This window comes from Aphanothece stagnina RSMan2012, from assembly GCF_046764815.1.
Classification (GTDB): Bacteria; Cyanobacteriota; Cyanobacteriia; order PCC-6307; family Cyanobiaceae; genus NIES-981.
This window is the reverse complement of sequence record NZ_JBKOUC010000012.1, coordinates 51382-73512: the sequence shown is the minus strand read 5'-3', so window position 1 is coordinate 73512 and position 22131 is coordinate 51382. Positions and strand designations below refer to the sequence as shown.

Here is a 22131-nt window from a genome sequence, read left to right as displayed (position 1 = left end):
GCACGTCAGCTCGCCCACAGGGGTGGACCACCACCTCGACCCCGTCCCTCGAGGAACGTCTCGATGACCATCAGCCCACCAGGGCGTGGGGAAAAGGCCAAGGCCATGGTCGACCGGAACCCCGTTCCGGCCACGTTCGAGCTTTTCGAAAAGCCCGGGCATTTCGACCGCAGCCTGGCCAAGGGTCCCAAAACCACCACCTGGGTTTGGAACCTCCACGCCAACGCTCACGATTTCGACAGCCACACGAGTGACCTCGAAGAGGTTTCTCGCAAGATCTTCTCGGCTCACTTCGGCCATCTGGCCGTCATCTTCATCTGGCTGAGCGGTGCCTTCTTCCACGGCGCCCGCTTCTCCAACTACACCGGCTGGCTGGCAGACCCCCTGCATGTCAAGCCTTCCGCTCAGGTGGTCTGGCCCGTGTTCGGCCAGGAAATTCTCAATGGCGATGTGGGTGCCGGCTTCCACGGCATTCAGATCACCTCCGGCCTCTTCCATGTCTGGCGGGCCTGGGGTTTCACCAGTGAGACCCAGCTGCTCGCCACCGCCATCGGCGCGCTGGTGATGGCCGGCCTGATGCTCAATGCCGGCGTCTTCCACTACCACAAGGCAGCCCCCAAGCTCGAGTGGTTCCAGAACGTTGAGTCGATGCTCAACCACCATCTGGCCGGTCTGCTTGGTCTGGGCTCGCTGTCCTGGACAGGTCACCTCCTGCATGTGTCCCTGCCCACCACGGCCCTGATGGATGCCATTGATGCCGGCCAGCCGCTGGCCCTCAACGGCAAGACCATCGCCACCTACGCCGACATCCCCCTGCCCCACGAGTTCCTGAACCAGGACCTGCTGGCGCAGATCTTCCCGGGATTCGGCGCTGGCATCTCAGCCTTCTTCTCCGGGAACTGGGCGGCCTACAGCGATTTCCTCACCTTCAAGGGTGGTCTGAATCCTGTGACCGGCAGCCTCTGGATGACGGACATCGCCCATCACCATCTGGCGATTGCGGTGCTCTTCATCGTGGCCGGTCACATGTACCGGACCAACTGGGGCATCGGCCACAGCATCAAGGAGATCCTCGAAGGTCAGAAGGGCGACCCCCTGCTCTTCCCGGCTCCCAAGGGTCACGACGGTCTGTTCGAGTTCATGACCACCAGCTGGCACGCTCAGCTCGGTGTCAACCTGGCTCTGCTCGGCTCGTTGACCATCATCGTGGCGCATCACATGTATGCGATGCCGCCCTATCCCTACATCGGGATTGATTACCCCACCCAGCTGTCACTGTTCACCCACCACATGTGGATCGGTGGCTTCCTGATCGTGGGTGCTGGTGCTCACGCCGCCATCGCCATGGTGCGTGACTACGACCCCGCCAAGCACATCGACAACGTGCTCGATCGGGTGCTGAAGGCTCGCGATGCCCTGATCAGCCACCTCAACTGGGTGTGCATCTGGCTCGGCTTCCACAGCTTCGGCCTCTACATCCACAACGACACCATGCGTGCCCTGGGCCGTCCCCAGGACATGTTCAGCGACTCCGCCATTGCCCTGAAGCCCGTCTTCGCGCAGTGGATCCAGGGTCTCCATGCCGCTGCCGCTGGCACCACCGCTCCCAACGCCCTCGCGGGTGTGAGCGAAGTGTTCAACGGTGCCGTCGTGGCCGTGGGTGGCAAGGTCGCCGCGGCGCCGATCCCCCTGGGAACGGCGGACTTCATGGTGCACCACATCCACGCCTTCACGATCCACGTCACCGTGCTGATCCTGCTGAAGGGTGTGCTGTATTCCCGCAGCTCCCGCCTTGTCCCTGATAAGGCGAACCTCGGTTTCCGCTTCCCCTGCGACGGCCCCGGCCGTGGCGGTACCTGCCAGGTGTCGGCCTGGGACCACGTGTTCCTTGGCCTGTTCTGGATGTACAACTCCCTGTCGATCGTGATCTTCCACTTCTCCTGGAAGATGCAGAGCGACGTGTGGGGCACCGTCAACGCCGACGGCACCGTCCAGCACATCACCAACGGCAACTTTGCCCAGAGCGCCATCACCATCAATGGTTGGCTGCGTGACTTCCTGTGGGCTCAGGCCGCGCAGGTGATCAACAGCTATGGCTCGAGCTCCAGTGCCTATGGCCTGATGTTCCTGGGTGCCCACTTCATCTGGGCCTTCAGCCTGATGTTCCTGTTCAGCGGCCGCGGCTACTGGCAGGAGCTCATCGAGTCCATCGTCTGGGCTCACAACAAGCTGAAGGTGGCGCCGGCCATCCAGCCGCGCGCTCTCTCCATCACCCAGGGCCGTGCCGTGGGTGTCGCCCATTACCTGCTGGGCGGCATCGCGACCACCTGGTCCTTCTTCCTGGCTCGCATCATTGCGGTCGGCTGACCTTTCCTGACCTTTCCCAATGGCAACGAAATTTCCTTCGTTCAGCCAGGGTCTGGCACAGGACCCGACAACCCGCCGTATCTGGTACGGCATCGCCACGGCTCACGATTTCGAGAGCCACGACGGCATGACCGAGGAGCGGCTTTACCAAAAGCTGTTCTCCACCCACTTCGGTCACCTGGCCATCATTGGCCTCTGGGTTTCGGGCAACCTGTTCCATATCGCCTGGCAGGGCAACTTCGAGCAGTGGGTCACCGATCCGCTGCACATCCGTCCCATCGCTCACGCGATCTGGGATCCCCACTTCGGCCAGGGGGCCATCGCGGCCTTCACCCAGGCCGGTGCCTCCTCCCCGGTGAACATCGCCTATTCCGGTCTGTACCACTGGTGGTACACGATCGGCATGCGCACCAACGCCGAGCTGTACCAAGGGGCCATCTTCATGATGATCCTCTCGGCCTGGGCACTGTTCGCTGGCTGGCTGCATCTCCAGCCCAAGTTCCGGCCTTCCCTGGCCTGGTTCAAGAACGCTGAATCCCGTCTGAACCACCACCTGGCGGTCCTGTTCGGCTTCAGCTCCATCGCCTGGACCGGTCACCTGGTCCACGTCGCCATTCCCGAGTCCCGGGGACAGCACGTCGGCTGGGACAACTTCCTCTCGGTGATGCCCCATCCCGCCGGTCTGGCTCCGTTCTTCACCGGCAACTGGGGGGTCTATGCCCAGAATCCCGACACCACCTACCAGGTGTTCGGCACGGCCGAGGGTTCAGGCACGGCGATCCTCACCTTCCTCGGTGGTTTCCATCCCCAGAGTGAAGCCCTGTGGCTCACCGACATCGCCCATCACCATCTGGCGATCGGCTGCCTGTTCGTGATCGCGGGCCACATGTACCGGACGAACTTCGGTATCGGCCACTCGATCCGCGAGATCCTCGAAGCCCACAACCCCCCTCCGGGAACCCCGGGTGACCTGGGTGCCGGCCACAAGGGCCTCTACGACACCATCAACAACTCGCTCCACTTCCAGCTGGGTCTGGCCCTGGCCTCCCTCGGTGTGGTGACGAGCCTGGTGGCGCAGCACATGTATTCGATGCCGTCCTACGCGTTCATCGCCAAGGACTACACGACGCAGGCTGCCCTTTACACCCACCACCAGTACATCGCCATCTTCCTGATGTGCGGTGCCTTCGCCCACGGTGCGATCTTCTTCATCCGTGACTACGACCCCGAGGCCAACAAGAACAACGTTCTGGCCCGGATGCTCGAGCACAAGGAAGCGATCATCAGCCACCTGAGCTGGGTCTCCCTGTTCCTCGGTTTCCACACCCTCGGCCTCTACGTCCACAACGACGTGGTCGTGGCGTTCGGCACTCCCGAGAAGCAGATCCTGGTGGAGCCCGTGTTCGCCCAGTTCGTTCAGGCGGCAAGCGGCAAGGCCATCTACGGCATGAATGTGCTGCTGGCCAACCCCGACAGCCTGGTGAGCAATGCCCCCGGTCCCGGTGCCGTCTGGCTGCCTGGCTGGCTCGATGGCATCAACGCCGGCGACAACTCCCTGTTCCTGCAGATCGGCCCTGGTGACTTCCTCGTTCACCACGCCATCGCTCTGGGTCTGCACACCACCACCCTCATCCTGGTGAAGGGTGCCCTGGACGCCCGGGGTTCCAAGCTGATGCCCGACAAGAAGGACTTCGGCTATTCCTTCCCCTGCGACGGCCCCGGCCGTGGTGGTACCTGCGACATCAGCGCCTGGGACGCCTTCTATCTGGCTGTCTTCTGGGCCCTGAACACCGTCGGTTGGCTCACCTTCTACTGGCACTGGAAGCACCTCGCCATCTGGCAGGGGAACGTGGCCCAGTTCAACGAGTCCAGCACCTATCTCATGGGCTGGTTCCGCGACTACCTCTGGCTCAACAGCTCCCAGCTGATCAACGGCTACAACCCGGCCGGCTCCAACAACCTGGCTGTCTGGTCGTGGATGTTCCTGTTCGGTCACCTGATCTGGGCCACCGGCTTCATGTTCCTGATCTCCTGGCGTGGTTACTGGCAGGAACTGATCGAGACCATCGTCTGGGCCCATCAGCGCACCCCGCTCGCCAACCTGGTGGGCTGGCGCGACAAGCCCGTGGCTCTCTCGATCGTTCAGGCCCGTGTGGTTGGTCTGGCTCACTTCACCGTGGGTTACTTCCTCACCTATGCGGCCTTCCTGATCGCCTCCACTTCAGGGAAGTTCGGCTGACCAGCTGAACCCCGCCTCACTCGAGGGACCCCTTCACAACCCCGGCCTGTGCCGGGGTTTTTTTCTTGCCTGGACGGCTGTCCCGTCTACAACGGCCAGGTTGCCCCCAGCGCACCGCCTCTCCGCCATGACCCCTATCCCGGCCTCGACGGCGTCTCTCCTGGTGGGGCTCGGCGTTCTGCCGGGGGCCTGGCTGCGCTTCCGCGTGGTCAACCACCTTGAGCCCATGCTGCCGCGCAAGCACTGGGGCACCTTCGGGGTCAACGTGGCCGCCTGTTTCGCCCTGGGGCTGCTGGCCGCGATTCAGGAGAGCTGTGGCGGAGGTGGACAGCGCACCATGCTGTTGCTCGGCACGGGCTTTCTTGGTGGCTTCAGCACCTTTTCGTCCCTGGTGGCGGAGCTCTATGTCGTGTTGCGGGCTGGCCACTGGCTCGAGGCCGGGCTGCTGTCTGTCGGCTCCGTTGTGGGGGGCCTGGTCGCTGCCCAGCTGGGACTGCTGATCGGAGGTCTCGCTTGAGAGCCTCCCTGCGCCGCGAACTGTCCGACCTTGCCCTTCTGGCGACCGGCGCCATCCCCGGAGCTCTGCTGCGCTGGCGTCTGGATGCGTGGGCCCAGGGCCAGAGCGGGTTCTGGGCCCCGCTTCTGCAGGCCTCGCTGCTGGCCAATCTCAGCGGCTGCCTGCTGATCGGCCTGCTGATCGTGCTGCCGCCGCGTCGTGCCAGGTTCTATGTGCTTGGCGGGATCGGCTTCTGCGGCAGTCTCACCACCTTTTCCACCTGGATGCTCGTCCTGGCCCGCCGCCTGGCGGCAGGCGATCTGCTGGGGTCGGCCGCAATCCTGCTGGTGAGTCTCCTCGCTGGCCTGCTTCTGGTGGCCCTGGGGGCCTGGCTCGGCTCCATCCTCTGGAGGGGCAGTCGCCCCTGATCGCAGCCTGCTCCCCGTTCAGCGGGCCTGCAGGTAGTTCTGCTGCACGTAGGTCCAGTCTTCGCAGCGCAGTTCGTTGCCGTCGGTCTGGGCGCGCTCGCCATGCAGACAGTCCACGGTGGCGCTGTGGCCCTGCTCCAGCCCGCGGCTGCTTCCCTCGGCCAGGGCCGTCTGCGCCCCTGCGCCGCTCTTGGGCAGGCTGGACTGGGCTCCACCCGATCCGCTCTGAGGCAGCGAGGGTGCTGCGGGCGGAGGTGGCTGGCTGCCCGGCCGGTTGGCGCAACTCCCCAGCAGCACAGCCATCAGGATCGCCAGCGTGCGGACGAGGCTGCGGACGAGGGTGCCGCCGGTGGCAGAGGGGCAACCTGCCGTCCTGAAGGTGGTGCGCATCGGCTTGAGGGCAGCGGTGCCTCCATCTTCTCCTCGCAACTGGGCTCCTCGCGGCCGGGATCCTCGCGGCTGAAATGGCGGTGGCGCGAGGTTGCCCCACCGCCGCGCATGAAAAAACCCCGCGCCAGGCGGGGTGGATCGGGTTGAACGCGGTGGTTGAGCGGGGTGATGGATCGGCAGGATTCAGCCGACGCTCCACACACCACCGGCAATGTTCACCAGAGGGGCCACCACGGCCGTTCCCGCCAGGAACCAGGCGAAGGCGGCACCGCCGCAGCCGCCCAGCCAGAAGCCGCTGGCGAATTCGGCCCAGCCCGCCTTGGTGAACAGGTCGGCGGGGGGGTTGTCGATCGTGGCGTCGGCAGGCTGAACGTTCGGTCCGTTGCCGGCCGTGCCGTAGATCGACAGGCACACCGTCAGGATCGAGACCAGCCCGATGGTGGCCAGAAGGCCGGCGGTGGTGGCGTAGTCGGTGGTGCGCAGGGGACCGGTGATCGCAAACGGGCCGTACAGGAAGAAGCCATGGGCCATGCCCACCTCCAGCCCCCGCCGGTTCGGGGACAGGGCCGGCCGGTAGGCCGGCAGGGCATTCAGGAACGCCTTGGTGAAGTAGCTGCTGTTGACGGGGGTGGCCAGATTGCCGACACAGGGGTCGGCGACGGGGGTCACGGTCATGGGTAGGGGTGGGATGGTGATGAATGGGCTGGCCGGGCTCCGGGCCGTGGAGCCTCAGTCGCGGGCTTCGATCACGTTGAACAGCAGGGCCATCGCCACGGCTGGGCCGAGGATCCCCACGAGGGGTACGAACACCGAGGGCATCCAGGCGGCAGCGAATTCTCCAGTCATGGCCAGGCCAGTAGCAACCGCCGGTACTGTAAGGATCGTTCCCGCGACAGCTTTCTTGGGCTGTTGGTGGCGACATAAAAGTTCAATCCATGCCTCCTTCCACCCTTGGTGCCGCAGCGGCGGTTCTGGCGCTTCTGCTCTGGTGGCTGCGGCGCCGTCGCCCCGTGGTGGTGCTCAGTTCCACCGATGCCAGCGCGGTGGCGGCCCTGAACCGCTCCCAGCTCGTGGCGGCAGCCCTGGGGCCCGACCCCGTGGCGGATCCGGCGGCGGGGGCGATGGCTCCGGCCGCTCCGGAGACCGCCGTCAGTCCTCTGCCGGCCAGCCTGGGTCAGCGGCAGCGGACGGTGCTTCTGGCCGGCCTGCGCCAGCAGCTGGCCGGTGATGGGCCATCCCGGCTGGAGGCCATGCGCATGGCGCGGCGGTGGGGCGATCCGGCGGTGCTGCCCCTGCTGCACCGGGGCCTGCGGGATCCCGACCTGGCGGTGGTGCGGGAGGCCGCGCTGGGGTTGGAGCGCTTCCGGGGGCGCTGCCCTGGCCTGGCTGACGCTCAACCGACCACGCCGGTCACCGCCCCCCTGCCCCGCAACGTCTCCCGCACCCTGTAGATCGGCCGGCCCTGGCTTTCGTGGTAGGTGCGCATCTGCAACTCGGCCAGCAGGCCGAAGCAGAACAGCTGCACCCCCGCCAGCACGCTGATCAGGGCCACCAGCAGCAGCGGTCGGTCGCCGATGTTGGCTCCCAGCACCAGCTTCTCGCCCAGCAGCCACAGGCTGACCAGCAGGCCGAAACCGATCGCGGCCAGGCCCCCGAAGCCGAACACGTGCATGGGGCGGGTCAGGAACCGCTTCATGAACCAGACCGTCAGCAGGTCCATCAGCACCCGGAAGGTGCGATCCAGCCCGTACTTGCTCGTGCCGTAGCGGCGGGCATGGTGGTTGACGATCACCTCGCTGATCCGTGCCCCTTCGATGAAGGCGAGGGCCGGCAGGAAGCGGTGCAGCTCGCCGTAGAGGTTGAGGTCCTCCACCACCTCGCGGCGATAGGCCTTGAGGGAGCAGCCGTAATCGTGCAGGCGCACGCCCGTCACCCGGGCGATCAGCCGGTTGGCGATGCGGCTGGGCAGCAGGCGGACCAGGGCGTGATCCTGGCGCTGATGGCGCCAGCCGCTCACCAGGTCGTAGCCCTCGTTCAGCCGCTCGAGCAGCAGGGGGATGTCGGCGGGATCGTTCTGCAGGTCGCCGTCGAGGGTCACGATCACCTTGCCGCAGCTGGCATCGAAGCCGGCCGCCATCGCGGCGGTCTGGCCGTAGTTGCGCCGCAGCCGGACCAGCACCAGTTCCGGTATCTCCCGCACCAGCGGGGCCAGCACCGCGGCGGTGCCGTCGGTGGAGCCGTCGTCGACGATCACCAGCTCATGGCTCAAACCCAGGGGGCGCACAGCAGCCAGGACCTTCTCCACCAGCAAGGCCACGCTCTCCTCCTCGTTGAAGAGCGGCACCACCACCGACAGATCCATCGTCACCTCACCGGTGCCGGCGAACCTAGGCGGGCAGGGGACTGCCGTCATGGCAGCGCATCACCCGGCCGGCGCCGCGCAGTTCGGATCGGTAGTGCACCGCCACCGGGTCGCGGTTGCGGGGGTTGAGGTCGTCGACGCCGATGCCGTTGCGGCCATGCTCCTGGCCCGAGCTGTGCAGGTAGCGGCCCTGGCCCAGATGCAGACCCACGTGGGTGCAGCGCCGGGGCGCCCCGAAGAACAGCAGATCGCCCGGTTCCAGGCGGTCGGTCTCCCCGGGCCGCACCGCCACCGGCTGGCAGAAGCGCTCCTGCAGATAGGCGTCCCGGGGCAGCCAGATCCCCGTGCTGGCGAAGGCGGTCTGGACCAGGCCCGAACAGTCGAAGTCGGGCCCCAGGGTGCCGCCCCACAGGTAGACATTCGGCTGGCGGCTGGCCGCCAGGGCGAACGCCAGCACCGCCGCCAGGCGGGACTGGATCGCGCTGCGGTCCAGCAGCCGTGGTGATGGCCGGCTGGCGGTGATGGCCCGGCCGAGCAGCTGCTCAGGGGCGATCCAGCCCGGATAGCCGTCCTCCAGCAGACGCACCCGCAGGCGGGGCTGCCCGGGGCTCTCCAGGAGCTGCAGGCAGCGACCCCCGGCGGCCTGGGTGGCGAGACCGGCCCCCCGCGGGCTGCTGTAGAGGTCCAGTTCGCCCTCCAGGCGCCAGATCGAGCCCGGCCGCAGCCATTCCGGAGCGGCCGGCTGGCCAGGGGGCAGGAACGGCTGGGGAGGGGTTCCTAAGGTCGCCACAGCGTGTGCCGGCAGTGATGGCGTTCTACAGCCCTGAACCAGGCATGGACCAGGTGCTGGCGGACCTGGTCAGGGCGCTGGAGCTGGAGGATCGTCCGGGACTGGCCCAGCAGGTGTCGATCACCTGGCTGCGGTTCGACGCCGCTCCGGTCGCGCAGGCGGCCGAAGGCCAGGCCGCGGCCTTCTGGATGCGGCGCTGGAGCGGGGGCAGCTGGGGGGGGGACCGTCTGCGCTATCCGGCCAGCGTGGTGAAGCTGGTGTACCTGATGGCCGCAGAGGCCTGGCTGCAGGAGGGACTGCTGGAGGAGGATCCAGAACTCCGCCGCGCTCTGGCGGACATGATCCGCGATTCGAGCAACGACGCGACGGCCCTGGTGGTCGACCTGCTCAGCGGCACCACCGCTGGTCCCGCCTTGCCCGCCCAGCGGATGGAGACTTGGATCGCCCAGCGCCAGCTGGTCAACCAGTGGCTCGACCGGCTGGGCTGGCCGGAACTCAACGGCTGCAATGCCTGCCAGAAAACCTGGGGTGACGGGCCCTACGGGCGGGAGCGCGTCTTCTACGGCCCTGCCCTGGAGAACCGCAACCGGCTGAGCACCGATGCCACCGCGAGGCTTCTGCTGGCGGTGATGGCTTCAGCCCTGGTGTCCCCGCCTGCCGCCGCCCGGATGCGCGAGCTGCTGGCGCGCAGCCTCGATCCGGCCGAGCGGGCGGCCGATCCGGAGAACCAGGTGGATGGCTTTCTGGGGGAGGGGCTGCCCCTGGGCAGCAGCCTGTGGAGCAAGGCGGGCTGGATGAGCCAGGCCCGGCATGATGCCGCCTACGTCGAGGCGCCGGACCACGATCCCTTTCTGCTGGTGGTGTTCAGTGAGGGGAAGGAGCCGGCCCAGGACACGCGCCTGCTGCCGGAGATCGCCGCGCGGCTGTGCGAGGCCTGCCACCGCTGATCCCGGCCACGCAACGTGGGCTGGGGCAGGAAACACAGCCCGAAACACAGCCCGGACACATGGCCCGAAGGCCGCAGCGCTCCAGGGACTGGCGGAGGCCGGTCAGCCTGGGCTCTGGAACGGAGAGGGAGGGATTCGAACCCTCGACAGAAGTTGCCTCCTGTAACTCCTTAGCAGGGAGCCGCTTTCAACCACTCAGCCACCTCTCCAGCGGCAACAGGAGCTTACCTGAACACTCCGGTCCCTTCGGGGCGGCGCACGCGCTTCCGCTTCAGCCCCCCCGGAAGATGCGCTGCACGCGCCGGCCGTCGACCTGCACCAGCAGGTCGTAGGGGATCGTGCCCGCCTGGATGGCCGCCTGCTCCGGACGCAGCACCTGGCCCTCGTGCGCCCCGAAGATCAGCACCTCATCGCCCACCGCCGCCTCCGGCAGCGGCTCCAGATCGATCGCCATCGAGTCCATCGACACCCGGCCCAGCACCGCCAGGCGCCGGCCCTGCATCATCACCTCGCCGCGGTTGCTGAACCGCCAGGGCACGCCGTCGTTGTAGCCGGCGGCCACGATGCCGATGCGCTGACGTTCGGCGCTCACCTGGTACGTGCCGTTGTAACCGATGCGCTGGCCCTTGCTGCAGTGGCGCACCTGCACCAGGCGGCTGATGAACGCCACCGCCAGCTCCAGCTCGATCGCGGCGGCCACGGCCGGCGAGGGATGCAGGCCGAACAGTCCCAGACCCAGCCGCACCATGTCGTATCGGGACGCGGGGAAGCGCACGGCGCCGGAGGTGGCGGCCGCATGCACCAGCAGGGGCGTGCCCAGCTCTCGGCGCAGCCCGTCCACCACCGCCTCGAACCTCCGCAGCTGGGCGGTGGTGTCGCCATCGGCGGCGGGATCATCGGCGCCGGCCAGATGGGTCATCACGCCGCTCACGGTCACGACGCCGGAATCACGCAGCAGCCGGGCGGCGGCCAGGGCCTCCTCCGGTGCCACGCCGAGACGGCCCATGCCCGTCTCGATCTCGAGGTGGACCTCGAGGCAGGCCCCCATCGCCCGCAGCGTCGCCACCAGGGCGCGGGCGAACGGCAGGGAATAGACCACCGGCGTCAGCCGCCAGCGCACCGCCTTGTCCACCTCGTCGGTGTCCATCAGCATCACCAGCACCGGTCGGTGCACGCCGGCCCGGCGGATGGCGGCACCCTCGTCGGCGGCGGAGACACCGATCCAGTCGATGCCGCTGTCCTGCAGCGCCGCCGCCAGCCGCGGCAGGTCGGTGCCGTAGGCCCAGGCCTTCAGCACCGCCAGCATCGCCACCCCGGGGCCGCAGAGGGCGCGGAAGCGGGCGACGTTGTCGCGGATGGCGTCGAGATCCACCAGCAGGCGGCGCGGCGCCATCGATTCCCAGATCGCCCGGGCCGCGCCGCTCAGCTCCTGGCGGGCGGCACCCTTGAGCAGCACGGTGTCGCCGGGTTCGGCGAGCTGACGGATCGTGGCGCGCAGGGCGGCGGTGCCGCCCAGTTCCCGGGCTGCGCGGCCTGGATGGCGGGCATTCCAGGCCGCGGCGGTGTGGCTGCGGGCCGGGTGGGGCAGCAGCAGCAGCTCCGCGAAGCCCCGCTCGGCCGCCATCCGCCCGATCAGCTCGTGTTCCCGCCGTTCGCCGGAGCCCAGATCCGCCATCCCGCCGAACACAAACAGGCGCCGGCCGCCCTCGGGGGAGGAGGCCACCGTGGCCAGGGCGGTCTGCACCGAGAGCGGGTCGTCGCTGGCGGTGTCGTTGACGATGGTGATGCCCTCCGGAGTCCGCCAGGTCTCCATGCGGGTGGGTCCGAAGGTGTAGTCCTGCAGTACTGCCACCATCTCCTCGGCGGGGACCCCCAGCCGCTGGGCGGCGGTCATGGCAATCACCAGGTCCTCGATGAGGGGCTGGGAGCGGGTGCGGACCGCCACCTGGGCCTGGCTGCCGCCCAGATCGAGCTGCAGCAGCATCCCGCTGCCCTGGGGGCGTTGGTCCAGCAGCCGCGGCGGCCCGGAACCGGGATGGATGCGGGGGCAGGGCAGCGGCAGCGCGTTCACCAGCGGGTCGTCCGGGGCGATCACCCAGCCCGGCTCCGCGATGGTCTGGAACAGCCGCATCTTCTCGCGGGCCGTCACCTCGCGACTGCCGAAGCTGCCCAGATGAGCCAGGCCCACATTCACCAGCACGCCATGGTCGGGCGCCAGGATCGCCGCCAGCCGCTCCATCTCGCCCGGTGCCGAGATGCCGGCCTCGAACACCCCCAGTTCGGTGCCCGGCGGAGCCGTGAGCACCGCCAGGGGCACGCCCACCTGGCTGTTCCAGCTGCCTGGGCTGGCGGCCACACGGAAGCGGCCGGCCAACAGAGCCGTCAGGGCGGTCTTGACCACGGTCTTGCCGTTGCTGCCGGTGATCGCCACCACCCGGCGGATGTGGGTGCGGCGGTACCAGGCGGCGAGCTGCTGCAGGGCCAGCAGCGGATCGGCCACCAGCAGGCGGGCACAGCCCGGCCGGCTCGGAACGGAGGCGGGGCTGCGGTCACGACGCAGCACCACCAGCGACGCCCCGGCGGCTTCGGCCGCCTCCACGAAGTCGTGGCCGTCGCAGTGGCGGCCGCCCAGGGCAACGAACAGGTCGCCCGGCAGCACCCGCCGCGAGTCGATCGCCACTGCCCGCAGGGGCTGCTCGGCCGGTGATCCCCGCAGCTCGCCGTCCAGCAGGGCGACCAGCTCTCGGGGGGTGGGAAGGCTCATGGGGCGGGGCGTCGCGGCGGCATGCCCGGTCGTGGACGACACCGACCCCATCGGTCGGCCTCGTTAGCATTCTGACGTTCCCGGTTGTCGCGATGGGGCTCGTTCTTGTCCTCAATGCGTCCTACGAACCGCTGAACATCACCACCTGGAAGCGGGCGATGGTGATGCTGCTCAAGGGCAAGGCCGAGGGACTGGAACACGACGAAAACCGTTCAATCCGGCCGGATCTGCTCCTGCCCTCGGTCATCCGCCTCACCCAGTTTGTCCGGGTGCCCTACCGGCAGCTTCCACTCACCCGGCGCAACCTGTTCCACCGGGATGGCCACCGCTGCCAGTACTGCGGCTACAGCGGCGACAAGCTCTCCGTCGATCACGTGGTGCCCCGCAGCCGGGGCGGCAGCGATGCCTGGGAGAACGTCACCACGGCCTGTCTGCCCTGCAACGTGCGCAAGGGCAACCGCACCCCACGCGAGGCGGGCATGGTGCTGTTCCGCCAGCCCCACCGCCCCAGCAGCGGCCTGCGCTACGAGGCGACCCGCCACATCCGCGCCGGCCGTCACCACGAATGGGCCAAGTACCTGATCGGTCTGGAGATGGTCGCCTGAGCCGAGGTCTCCCGGGCGGGGCGTGCTCTTCAGAGGGTGGTCTTCAGAGGGTGGTCTTCAGGCGCTCACCTCCGCGGCGAGCTCGTCGAGTCGACGGCTTTGATCGGCCGCGATGCAGGCGCCGATCACCTCCTGCAGCTGGCCGTTCAGCACCGGCTCGAGCGAAAAGTTCCGGCCCAGCCGGTGATCCGTGGCGCGGTTGTCCTTGTAGTTGTAGGTGCGGATCTTTTCACTGCGGTCGCCGCTGCCCACCTGGGCCAGGCGGGCTGAGCGCTCCTTGGCATTGGCGTCGGCCAGCTCCCGCTCATAGAGCTTGGCCCGCAGGATCTCCATCGCCCGCTCCCGGTTCTGCAGCTGGGAGCGCTCCTGGGTGCAGAACACCCGTATTCCGGTGGGTCTGTGCACCAGATCCACCGCGGTCTCCACCTTGTTCACGTTCTGGCCCCCGGCTCCCCCGGAGCGGGCCGTGCTGATCTCCACATCGCCGGGATCGATCTGCACCTCCACCGGGTCCGCTTCGGGCATCACGGCCACCGTGGCGGTGGAGGTGTGCACCCGGCCCTGCGACTCGGTGGCCGGCACCCGCTGCACCCGGTGCACCCCGGCTTCGAACTTGAGCTGGCTATACACCCCCTCGCCCCGGATCGCCAGGATCAGTTCCTTGTAGCCCCCCAGTTCGGCCTCGGAGGCGCTGACGGGTTCGACCTTCCAGCCGACGCTCTGGGCGTAGCGGTCGTACATCCGGGCCAGGTCACCGGCCCAGATGGCCGCTTCATCCCCACCGGCGCCGGCCCTGATCTCCAGCATCACGCTCCGCTCGTCGCGGGGATCGCGGGGCAGCAGGGCCACGGTGAGCGCCTGGCGCAGGTCGCTGATCTCTGAGGCCAGGCGCGCCAGTTCATCGTTGGCCAGCTCCTCCATCGCCGCATCCCCCCGCGACTCCCGCAGCAGTTCGCGGGCTTCGGCCTCCTGATCCTGCAGCGTGCGGAGGCGCTGCTGATCCAGCACCAGGGGCTCGAGGCGGGCGCGCTCCCGGGCGATGGCCTGCAGTTGGCTGGGGTTGCCGGCCACGGCGGGATCGGCCAGCTGCCGCTCCAGCGTCTCAAAGGTTCGCCGGGCCGCTTCCAGGCGCTCGTGCAACAGGGAGGGATCCATCAGCCGGACGGCCCCGGGCCGTCAGAACGGGTCAGAGCGGACAACAAAAAGCCGGATGCCAACAGCACCCGGCTCTGGTCGTCAGATTGGGAGGGCTGAGCAGCCAATCAGGCTGAGGCCTCGGCTTCGGCAGGAGCGTCCGCCTTGGCCGCTGTCTTGGCTCCGGAGGCGGAATCGGCGCCGCCCATGCCGTACTTGCGCATGAAACGATCCACGCGGCCCTCGGTGTCGAGGATCTTCTGGGTACCGGTGTAGAAGGGGTGGTTGCCACTCCACACATCCACGTGGATTTCGGGTGAGGTGGATCCGGTGGTCATCACCACCTCTCCATTGCAGATCACCTTGGCATCGGGATACCAGGTGGGATGGATGTCGGCCTTCGGCATGGCGGGATCGGTCGGCGGGTGGACAGAGGGAAGAGCGCTTCGCGATCAGCGCTTGGAGAACTGGGGAGCCTTCCGGGCTTTCTTGAGGCCGTACTTGCGGCGCTCCTTGGCGCGGGGATCCCGGCTCAGGTGCCCTTCGGTCTTGAGCGGCTTGCGGTTGTCGGGTGACAGCTCACAGAGGGCGCGCGCAGCACCCTGCTTGATGGCGTCGGCCTGACCGGTCAGACCACCCCCGCGAACATTGACGAGCAGGTCGTACTCGGTGGCCAGGCCCAGGGTGTTGAGGGGAGCCTTGACGGCAGCCAGATAGACGGGGTTGTAGTTGAGGTAGTTGTCGCCCGGACGGCCGTTGATCGTGACCGTGCCACTGCCGGGAACAACGCGGACACGGGCCACGGCGGTCTTGCGGCGACCGGTTCCCCAGTAGACGACTTTGGAGGTGCTCATTGGGCGGCGGCGGCGGGATCGAGGGCGAGGGGCTGGGGTTTCTGGGCGGCGTGCGGGTGCTCCGTGCCCTTGTAGACCTTGAGCTTGCGGAACAGCTGACGGCCCAGGGCGTTGTGGGGGAGCATCCCCTTGATGGCCTTTTCGACGATCCGCTCGGGGAGCCGGGCCTGGAGATGGGCGAAGGTCTCGGTCTTCATGCCACCGGGGCGACCGGAGTGGCGGCGGTAGATCTTCTGGGTGGCCTTGTTGCCGCTCACCCGCACCTTGTCGGCGTTGATGACGATGACGAAGTCACCGGCATCGAGGTGGGGGGTGTAACAGGGCTTGTTCTTGCCGCGGAGCACGGAGGCCACTTCGCTCGCCAGGCGACCGAGGGTCTGATTCTCGGCATCGACCACGTACCACTGGCGGTCGAGGGAATCAATCGAGGGCAGGGGAGTCTTGTTCATATCGCCTGGTCAGGCACCGGCAGGCCGTAGAGGGCTGGGCTGGTGGTCGTCATGGCGGAGGGGCATCCGCGCATTCAAGTGACCATACCGCTTGGCCGGTTGGGGCCCTGCGGAACAACGGATTGGCCAGCTGGGAGCCCCGGAGGGTCGGTGGTCGCCAGCTGATACCGCGGTTGGCAATCATACCAGGCGGCTCTGGGGAAGATCGGCTCTGGGTAGCCCACCCGCAGCAGGCAGAGTCCCTGCGGAGGGGCGGCCTCCTTGACCTCGCTGCGCCGCTGGTGCCGCCAGCGCTGCGCGAAGCTCTCCGGAGCCAGGCGGCCCTCGCCCACGGCCACCAGCTGCCCCATCACCAGACGCACCATCCCGTAGAGGAAGCCACTGGCCTGCAGTTCGAAGCGCAGCAGGTCGCCCTCGCGCTCCACCAGCACCTCCTGCAGGGTGGTGCGGGCGTGGCGGCGCCGGCTGCCGGAGCGCTGGAAGGCCGAGAAGTCATGCTCGCCGAGCATTCCTTCCAGGGCCTGCCGCATCAGCAGCTCATCGAGCCGGCACCGGTAGCGGTGCCAGCTCCAGGGGCCCAGAAACAGGTTGGGGACGCGGCCGTTGTAGAGGGTGTAGCGGTAGCGCCTGTAGGTGGCCGAGAAGCAGGCATGCCACGTGGGAGGCACCTCCCGGGCGGCACACACCCGGATGGTCGACGGCAGGCGCCCGTTCAGGGCCTTGGGCCAGCGCTCGGCGGGAATGGGCCCCCCGGCATCGAAATGCACCACCTGGGCTGCGGCATGCACGCCGGTGTCGGTGCGCCCTGCCGCCACGGTTCGCGGCGGGGGCAGGCCCTGCCCAGCCGGCAGCAGCTCGGCGATCGCCCCTTCCAGGGTTGCCTGCACACTCGGCCCATGGCTCTGGCGCTGCCATCCCCTGTAGCCCGAGCCGTCGTACTGGAGGCAGAGGGCGATCCGCCGCCGGGCTGGCACTGGAGCGTCGGGCACCCCCGGGGGGGCCTGCTGGGGACCGCTCATCGGGACCTCGTCGCCATCGGGGCCTCAGCAGAAAACCGCGGTGGAAGGATCCACCGCGGTCGGGACAGGCGGTTCAGCCGGGGGCTGGACGTGCAGAGCGGGTTGGCTCAGACCAGCTCGATGATCGCCATTTCGGCGTTGTCGCCGCGACGGGGGACGGTGCGGATGATGCGGGTGTAGCCACCCTGGCGATCGCCGTAGCGCTCCTGGGCCTTGTCGAACAGGGCGTGCACCAGCTGCTTGTCGTAGATGTAGCCAATGGCGCGGCGACGGGCGGCGAGGGTGCCGTCCTTGGCCAGGCTGATCATCCGCTCAGCCTCGTCCCGCAGGGCCTTGGCGCGGGCCTTGGTGGTGGTGACGCGACCTTCGCGAATCAGCTGGGTGGTCAGTCCACGCAGCATGGCCTTGCGTTGGTCGGCGGGGCGTCCCAGCATCGGGACTCGGCATTGGTGACGCATCGTGCGGGTGCTCCTAGGGGAATGACGTGAGCCGCCGATCAGGCGCTGGTGCGGCTTTGGGGCAGGGTGATGCCGATGCGCTCGAGCGCCTCGATCACCTCATCGGCTGACTTGGAGCCGAAGTTCTTGATCTCCAGCAGATCTTCATAGCTGAAGCCCATCAGGTCGGACACGGAGTTGACCTGGGCGCGCTTCAGACAGTTGTAGGCCCGCACCGAGAGATTCAGTTCCTCAAGGGGAATCTGGGCTTCGGCCGAGGGCTCGGGTTCCAGACCGGGTTCTTCAACCACGCTGAGGGTGGCGAGGGGCTGGAACAGGGCGATCAGCTGGTTGGCCGCCTGGGCCATGGCGTCGTCCGGAGTGACGCTGCCGTTGGTCTCGATTTCGAGCCGGAGGCGCTCCCGGGCGGATCCACCCTCGCCCACCGCGGTCTCGTCGACGGTGTAGTTGACCCGCTTGACGGGCTTGAACACGGCGTCGATCTGGAGGAGATCGATGGCGCTGGTGTCCTCGGTGTGGCGGTCCACCGGGCGGTAGCCGATGCCCCGCTCCACGTGCACTTCCATCTCGAGGCCGTGCCCTTCGGCCACCGTGGCGATCAGGCGATCCGGATCGATCACCTGCACCTGGGAGGAGAACTGCAGGTCGGCGGCGGTGACGGTGGCGGGACCGTTGACCACCAGCCGGCCGATCTCGAGCTCGCGGCTGCGGCTGTTGACGGCGATCTGCTTGCAGTTCAGCAGGATGTCGAGCACGTCTTCCCGCACACCGGGAACGGTGGCGTACTCGTGATTGACACCGGAGATGCGGACGGCAGTGATGGCGCTGCCCTCGAGGCCGCCGATCAGCACGCGACGAAGGGCATTGCCCAGGGTGGTGGCCTGGCCCCGATCGAGGGGGCCGATCACGAAGACCGCCGTCTGGGAGCGGTCTTCAGCCACCAGGTGCTCGGTCCGGTCGATTTGGTAATGCAGCACGGTCTGAAGGGTGGGAAGGATGGCGAGGGGCCCGGACGTCGGGGCGGGACGTCGAATCAGACGCGGCGACGCTTGGAACGCCGGCAGCCGTTGTGGGGCAGGGGAGTCACATCGCGGATCAGGGTGATCTCCAGTCCGGCCACCTGGAGGGCACGGATGGCCGTTTCACGGCCGGAACCCGGACCTCGCACCAGCACCTCGATCTGGCGCATTCCCTGCTCCAGAGCCCGGCGGGCCGCCGCTTCCGCGGCGGTCTGGGCGGCGAACGGGGTTCCCTTGCGGGCCCCCTTGAAGCCGCTGGCACCGGCAGAACTCCAGGAAATCACCTCACCGGCCGTGTCGGTGATCGACACGATGGTGTTGTTGAAGGTGCTCTGGATGTGGGCCACGCCGTTGGGGACGTTGCGCTTGGCCTTCTTGGGGCCTGTCTTCTTGGCTGGCTTCGCCATGGTGTGGAGGCCTGCGGGTGCAGGAGGTGATCGGGGGACGTGGGAGGACCCTGGTGACGAGGGAGGCTGGCGTCGTCGTGCGACGGGACGCCGTCCTTCGGCAGGGTCGTGAGCCGCGGGATAGGGCCGCAGGAAGAATTACTTCTTCTTGCCGGCCACGGTTTTGCGGGCACCGCGCCGGGTGCGGGCGTTGGTGCGGGTGCGCTGGCCGCGCACGGGCAGACCCATGCGGTGGCGACGGCCCCGCAGGCAGCCGATGTCCTGCAGGCGCTTGAGGGCCATGCCCTCCTGGCGGCGCAGGTCACCTTCGAGGGTGAAGCTCTCGGCAGCGCCGCGCAGTTTCTGCACGTCGGCGTCGCTGAGGTCCTTCACCCGGATGTCAGGGCTCACCCCGGTCTTGGCGAGGATTTTCTGGGCACGGGTGAGCCCGATGCCATAGACGTAGGTGAGAGCGATCTCAACCCGCTTGTCGCGAGGGATATCGACGCCGGCAATCCGAGCCACGTGGGAAAACGATTCAGGGGTCAGGTGGGCCCCCGCGCGGTGGGGGGCTGGGAGTCGGGCCCCAAGCGTTGGGGACCCGGCAAGAGACCCGCGGTCAGCGGGTGGGCAGCACTCCGGTGGAGGTGTGAACCTGCCGGGTGGGGCGGATCAGCCCTGGCGCTGCTTGTGCTTGGGGTTGGTGCAGATCACCATCACCCGGCCATGGCGACGGATCACCCGGCACTTGTCGCACATCTTCTTGACTGAGGCACGCACCTTCATGGGCGTTGTGCTCTCCGAATTTGCAAACCGCCACCGTATCACAGCAGTCAACGCCTTCGGCTCGATCAGCCCTCCAGCAGGGCGACGATCCGCTCGGCTATCGCCTCCACCGGGCCGTCAGCCTCCACCGACTGCAGCAACCCCTTCTGGCGGTAGAAGTCGATCAGCGGGGCGGTCTGTTCCCGGTAGACGTCGAGCCGGTGGCGGATCACCTCCTCGTTGTCGTCCGTGCGGCCCCGGCTCAGCAGGCGCTGGATCAGCACCCCGTCGTCCAGCTCCATCAGCACCACGCGCTCGATCTGCTGGTCGAGCTCCTCCAGCAGGCTCTCCAGGGCTCCGGCCTGGGCCAGGTTGCGGGGAAAACCGTCCAGCAGCCATCCGCCGCCCCCTGCTGCCGCCTGCTGCTCCAGACGGCTGCGCACGATCGCCAGCACGAGGGCGTCGCTCACCAGTTCGCCCCGGGCCATCACGGCCTCGGCTTCCTGACCCAGCTCGGTGCCGGCGGCCACTTCGCCCCTGAGCAGATCACCGGTGGAGAGGTGGAGCAGTCCGCCGTGGACGGCGAGCTGCTGGGCCTGGGTACCCTTGCCGGCCCCTGGAGGGCCGAGAAAAAGGAGGCGCTGCTTCATGGCTGTCGAGCTGGCGATCGGGGAGTGGGTTGAACGAGGGATGGGCAGGTTCGGGCGGGACTGGCCCTGGCACGGCCCGGACGCGCCGGTCACTGGCGCACCATGCCCTCGTAGCGCTGGGAGATCACGTAGGTCTGGACCTGCTTGGCGGTGTCGATGGCCACGCCGACCAGGATCAGCAGGGACGTGGCACCGAGTCCCTGGAAGGTCCTCACCTGGGTAGCCCCCTCCACGGCCGATGGAATGATCGCCACGGCGCCGAGGAAGAGGGCTCCCAGCAGGGTGAGGCGGTTCTGCACGCCGCCCAGGTAGGTCGCGGTGGCGGAACCCGGCCGAACTCCGGGGACGGCCACGCCGCCGCGCTTGAGGTTCGTGGCGATGTCCACGGGATTCACCGTGAGCGAGGCATAGAAGAAGGAGAAGCCCACGATCAGGCCGAAGAAGACCAGGGCGTAGAGCCAGGGGGTGCTGCTGTTCGGGTTGAGGTAGCCCGCCACCTGGATCAGCCAGGGGCTCCGGGTGAGGTTGGCGATGGTGAGGGGCAGGAAGACCACGGCCGAGGCGAAGATGATCGGCATCACCCCGCCGGCGTTGAGTTTGAGCGGCAGGTAGCTCTGCCGTGCCGCCAGCAGGTTCGCGCCGCCCACCTGGCGCTTGGCACTGACGATCGGGATGCGGCGGTTGCCCTCCTGCACGAAGATGATGCCGACGATGGTCAGCAGAAAGACCAGCACCAGCACGACGATCCCTCCCACCGTGCTGCGGTCGCCGCTCTGGGCCAGTTCGATGGTGGAACCGAGGGCCCGCGGCAGGGTGGCCACGATGTTCACGAAGATCACCAGGGAAGCTCCCTGGCCGATGCCCCGCTCGGTGATCACCTCACTGATCCACATCACGATCATCGAGCCCGTGACCAGCGCCATGGCGGTCTGGATCACGAACACCGGCTCCGAGAGGCCCTCCGTGGCGTACTGCCTCAGGATCAGGGCGAACACCGTGCTCTGGAGAATGCCCCAGCCCAGCGCCACGTAGCGGGTGATCTGGGCGATCTTGCGCCGTCCGGCCTCGCCTTCGTTCTTCTGCAGATCCTCCAGCTGGGGCAGGGCCGCCGTGAGCAGCTGGATGATGATCGAGGCGTTGATGAAGGGCAGGATCCCCAGGGCGAACACCCCGAGCGTCGAGAGGCCGCCACCGGTGAAGATGTCGAGGAAGCCGATCAGCTGTCCCCCCCGGGCGAGGAACTCCTGGAAGGCGACCCGGTCGATGCCCGGCACGGGGATGTAGATCCCGAGACGCACCAGCAGGAGCAGCCCCAGGGTGGTGAGCACCCGGTCCCGCAGGCTTTTGGACTGGATCAGCTGGCTGAGGATTTCCCCGGCGCTGGGGTTGCGCCCCCGACTGACGAGCATGGTGGTTTTCGGTGGGGAGAGAGAGCGTGGCTTCGGGGCAGGAGCGGCGGAGCTGCTGGGGGGAGCCGTCCGGAGCTGCATCAAAAAGCCGTCTCCCGGAACATCCGGCAGACGGCTCAGACCTTAGGCCGCGGAGCCCGCACGGCCGATCAGATGATCTCGCAGCTGCCGCCTGCGGCTTCGATCTTGGCTCGGGCACTGGCCGTGAAGGCCGCCGCCTGAACGGTGAGCTTGACCGCAAGATCGCCCTGGCCGAGAACCTTCAGGGGGTGTTTCGGGCTGGTCACGATGCCGTCCTTGACGAGGGAGTCGAGGGACACGGTGCTGCCGCTGGCGCAGGCGCCCAGCTTGGCGATGTTCACCACGGTGAATTCGCGGCGGTTGACCAGCTCGAAATGCTTGAGCTTGGGGATGCGCCGGTAGAGGGGCATCTGGCCGCCTTCGAATCCGGGCCGGGTCGGCCGGCCCGAGCGGGACTTCTGGCCACGCATGCCGAAACCGCAGCTGGCACCCTGGCCGGCGGCGATGCCGCGACCCTTGCGCAGTTTGCGCCGACGGGCGCCGGCATTGGCTTTGAGGGACTGGAGATGGAGGCTCATG

At 68.0% G+C, this 22131-nt stretch carries 26 protein-coding genes and 1 tRNA gene; 7 read left to right on the top strand and 20 right to left on the bottom strand.

What is annotated here, in order from left to right; translation table 11 throughout:
• The first annotated feature begins 63 nt into the window (after window positions 1-63).
• The 4 genes from psaA to ACLNEE_RS09680 all read left to right on the top strand — a co-directional run bounded on the left by psaA (window position 64) and on the right by ACLNEE_RS09680 (window position 5530).
• Window positions 64-2367: a photosystem I core protein PsaA gene (gene psaA / locus ACLNEE_RS09695; RefSeq protein ID WP_411424395.1), complete on the top strand. Its 2304-nt coding sequence runs from the start codon at window positions 64-66 to the stop codon at window positions 2365-2367.
• Between the two features lie 19 nt (window positions 2368-2386).
• Window positions 2387-4606 (top strand): photosystem I core protein PsaB, encoded by a 2220-nt coding sequence (psaB, locus tag ACLNEE_RS09690; protein WP_411424396.1) that lies wholly within the window; start codon window positions 2387-2389, stop codon window positions 4604-4606.
• A gap of 127 nt (window positions 4607-4733) precedes the next feature.
• On the top strand, window positions 4734-5123 hold the full coding sequence (locus tag ACLNEE_RS09685; protein ID WP_411424397.1) for a fluoride efflux transporter FluC: 390 nt from the start codon (window positions 4734-4736) through the stop codon (window positions 5121-5123).
• The gene (locus ACLNEE_RS09680) at window positions 5120-5530 is read left to right on the top strand and encodes a fluoride efflux transporter FluC (RefSeq protein WP_411424398.1); all 411 of its coding nucleotides are present in this window, start codon (window positions 5120-5122) and stop codon (window positions 5528-5530) included. Before ACLNEE_RS09685 ends, ACLNEE_RS09680 begins: the two co-directional genes overlap by 4 nt.
• Before the next feature lie 18 nt (window positions 5531-5548).
• Here ACLNEE_RS09680 and ACLNEE_RS09675 read toward each other — a convergent pair whose 3' ends face one another.
• From ACLNEE_RS09675 to ACLNEE_RS09665, 3 genes are all read right to left on the bottom strand, one after another.
• The gene (locus tag ACLNEE_RS09675) at window positions 5549-5920 is read right to left on the bottom strand and encodes a hypothetical protein (RefSeq protein WP_411424399.1); all 372 of its coding nucleotides are present in this window, start codon (window positions 5918-5920) and stop codon (window positions 5549-5551) included.
• 183 nt (window positions 5921-6103) lie between these two features.
• The gene (locus ACLNEE_RS09670) at window positions 6104-6595 is read right to left on the bottom strand and encodes a photosystem I reaction center subunit XI (RefSeq protein ID WP_411424400.1); all 492 of its coding nucleotides are present in this window, start codon (window positions 6593-6595) and stop codon (window positions 6104-6106) included.
• A gap of 54 nt (window positions 6596-6649) precedes the next feature.
• Window positions 6650-6766, bottom strand: a complete 117-nt coding sequence (locus tag ACLNEE_RS09665; protein WP_006910603.1) for a photosystem I reaction center subunit VIII — start codon at window positions 6764-6766, stop codon at window positions 6650-6652.
• 89 nt (window positions 6767-6855) lie between these two features.
• Here ACLNEE_RS09665 and ACLNEE_RS09660 point away from each other — a divergent pair, with 89 nt between their 5' ends.
• Window positions 6856-7371 carry a HEAT repeat domain-containing protein gene (locus ACLNEE_RS09660; RefSeq protein WP_411424403.1) on the top strand — a complete coding sequence of 172 codons (516 nt, stop codon included), beginning with the start codon at window positions 6856-6858 and terminating at the stop codon, window positions 7369-7371.
• Here ACLNEE_RS09660 and ACLNEE_RS09655 read toward each other — a convergent pair.
• Both ACLNEE_RS09655 and ACLNEE_RS09650 read right to left on the bottom strand, forming a co-directional pair.
• Window positions 7314-8333: a glycosyltransferase family 2 protein gene (locus ACLNEE_RS09655; protein ID WP_412007031.1), complete on the bottom strand. Its 1020-nt coding sequence runs from the start codon at window positions 8331-8333 to the stop codon at window positions 7314-7316. The two genes, ACLNEE_RS09660 and ACLNEE_RS09655, sit on opposite strands and share 58 nt — an antisense overlap.
• On the bottom strand, window positions 8308-9072 hold the full coding sequence (locus tag ACLNEE_RS09650; protein ID WP_411424401.1) for a C40 family peptidase: 765 nt from the start codon (window positions 9070-9072) through the stop codon (window positions 8308-8310). Before ACLNEE_RS09650 ends, ACLNEE_RS09655 begins: the two co-directional genes overlap by 26 nt.
• Window positions 9073-9089: 17 nt before the next feature.
• Between ACLNEE_RS09650 and ACLNEE_RS09645 the strand changes: the two genes are divergently transcribed.
• Window positions 9090-10019 (top strand): serine hydrolase, encoded by a 930-nt coding sequence (locus tag ACLNEE_RS09645; RefSeq protein ID WP_412007030.1) that lies wholly within the window; start codon window positions 9090-9092, stop codon window positions 10017-10019.
• 120 nt (window positions 10020-10139) lie between these two features.
• On the opposite strand, the gene ACLNEE_RS09640 is transcribed toward ACLNEE_RS09645, so the two are convergent.
• Window positions 10140-10228, bottom strand: a tRNA-Ser gene (locus ACLNEE_RS09640).
• A gap of 62 nt (window positions 10229-10290) precedes the next feature.
• Window positions 10291-12783, bottom strand: a complete 2493-nt coding sequence (gene alr / locus ACLNEE_RS09635) for an alanine racemase (protein ID WP_411423260.1) — start codon at window positions 12781-12783, stop codon at window positions 10291-10293.
• A 92-nt stretch (window positions 12784-12875) separates the two neighbouring features.
• On the opposite strand from alr, the gene ACLNEE_RS09630 reads away from it, so the two are divergent.
• Window positions 12876-13388, top strand: a complete 513-nt coding sequence (locus ACLNEE_RS09630) for an HNH endonuclease (protein ID WP_411423261.1) — start codon at window positions 12876-12878, stop codon at window positions 13386-13388.
• Between the two features lie 57 nt (window positions 13389-13445).
• Here the strand turns inward: ACLNEE_RS09630 and prfA are convergent, their stop codons facing one another.
• The 13 genes from prfA to rplO form a co-directional block, all read right to left on the bottom strand.
• Window positions 13446-14543 (bottom strand): peptide chain release factor 1, encoded by a 1098-nt coding sequence (prfA, locus tag ACLNEE_RS09625; RefSeq protein WP_411423262.1) that lies wholly within the window; start codon window positions 14541-14543, stop codon window positions 13446-13448.
• A gap of 107 nt (window positions 14544-14650) precedes the next feature.
• Entirely contained in the window at window positions 14651-14929 is a 279-nt protein-coding gene (rpmE, locus tag ACLNEE_RS09620; protein ID WP_411423263.1) for a 50S ribosomal protein L31, read from the bottom strand.
• A gap of 45 nt (window positions 14930-14974) precedes the next feature.
• Window positions 14975-15376, bottom strand: coding sequence for a 30S ribosomal protein S9 (rpsI, locus tag ACLNEE_RS09615; RefSeq protein WP_411423264.1), 402 nt, complete (start codon window positions 15374-15376; stop codon window positions 14975-14977).
• Window positions 15373-15825: a 50S ribosomal protein L13 gene (gene rplM / locus ACLNEE_RS09610; protein ID WP_411423265.1), complete on the bottom strand. Its 453-nt coding sequence runs from the start codon at window positions 15823-15825 to the stop codon at window positions 15373-15375. Before rplM ends, rpsI begins: the two co-directional genes overlap by 4 nt.
• 74 nt (window positions 15826-15899) lie before the next feature.
• The gene (truA, locus tag ACLNEE_RS09605; protein WP_411423266.1) at window positions 15900-16844 is read right to left on the bottom strand and encodes a tRNA pseudouridine(38-40) synthase TruA; all 945 of its coding nucleotides are present in this window, start codon (window positions 16842-16844) and stop codon (window positions 15900-15902) included.
• 107 nt (window positions 16845-16951) lie between these two features.
• Window positions 16952-17302 (bottom strand): 50S ribosomal protein L17, encoded by a 351-nt coding sequence (rplQ, locus tag ACLNEE_RS09600; protein ID WP_411423267.1) that lies wholly within the window; start codon window positions 17300-17302, stop codon window positions 16952-16954.
• 38 nt (window positions 17303-17340) lie between these two features.
• On the bottom strand, window positions 17341-18279 hold the full coding sequence (locus ACLNEE_RS09595; protein WP_411423268.1) for a DNA-directed RNA polymerase subunit alpha: 939 nt from the start codon (window positions 18277-18279) through the stop codon (window positions 17341-17343).
• A gap of 56 nt (window positions 18280-18335) precedes the next feature.
• Window positions 18336-18728, bottom strand: a complete 393-nt coding sequence (gene rpsK / locus ACLNEE_RS09590) for a 30S ribosomal protein S11 (RefSeq protein ID WP_006910768.1) — start codon at window positions 18726-18728, stop codon at window positions 18336-18338.
• 138 nt (window positions 18729-18866) lie between these two features.
• Window positions 18867-19232, bottom strand: a complete 366-nt coding sequence (rpsM, locus tag ACLNEE_RS09585; RefSeq protein ID WP_411423269.1) for a 30S ribosomal protein S13 — start codon at window positions 19230-19232, stop codon at window positions 18867-18869.
• A gap of 147 nt (window positions 19233-19379) precedes the next feature.
• The gene (gene rpmJ / locus ACLNEE_RS09580; protein WP_006173336.1) at window positions 19380-19493 is read right to left on the bottom strand and encodes a 50S ribosomal protein L36; all 114 of its coding nucleotides are present in this window, start codon (window positions 19491-19493) and stop codon (window positions 19380-19382) included.
• 65 nt (window positions 19494-19558) lie between these two features.
• The gene (locus ACLNEE_RS09575) at window positions 19559-20122 is read right to left on the bottom strand and encodes an adenylate kinase (protein ID WP_411423270.1); all 564 of its coding nucleotides are present in this window, start codon (window positions 20120-20122) and stop codon (window positions 19559-19561) included.
• An 89-nt stretch (window positions 20123-20211) separates the two neighbouring features.
• Window positions 20212-21531 carry a preprotein translocase subunit SecY gene (gene secY / locus ACLNEE_RS09570; protein WP_411423300.1) on the bottom strand — a complete coding sequence of 440 codons (1320 nt, stop codon included), beginning with the start codon at window positions 21529-21531 and terminating at the stop codon, window positions 20212-20214.
• A 149-nt stretch (window positions 21532-21680) separates the two neighbouring features.
• Window positions 21681-22130, bottom strand: a complete 450-nt coding sequence (gene rplO / locus ACLNEE_RS09565) for a 50S ribosomal protein L15 (protein WP_411423271.1) — start codon at window positions 22128-22130, stop codon at window positions 21681-21683.
• Window position 22131 lies beyond the last annotated feature (1 nt).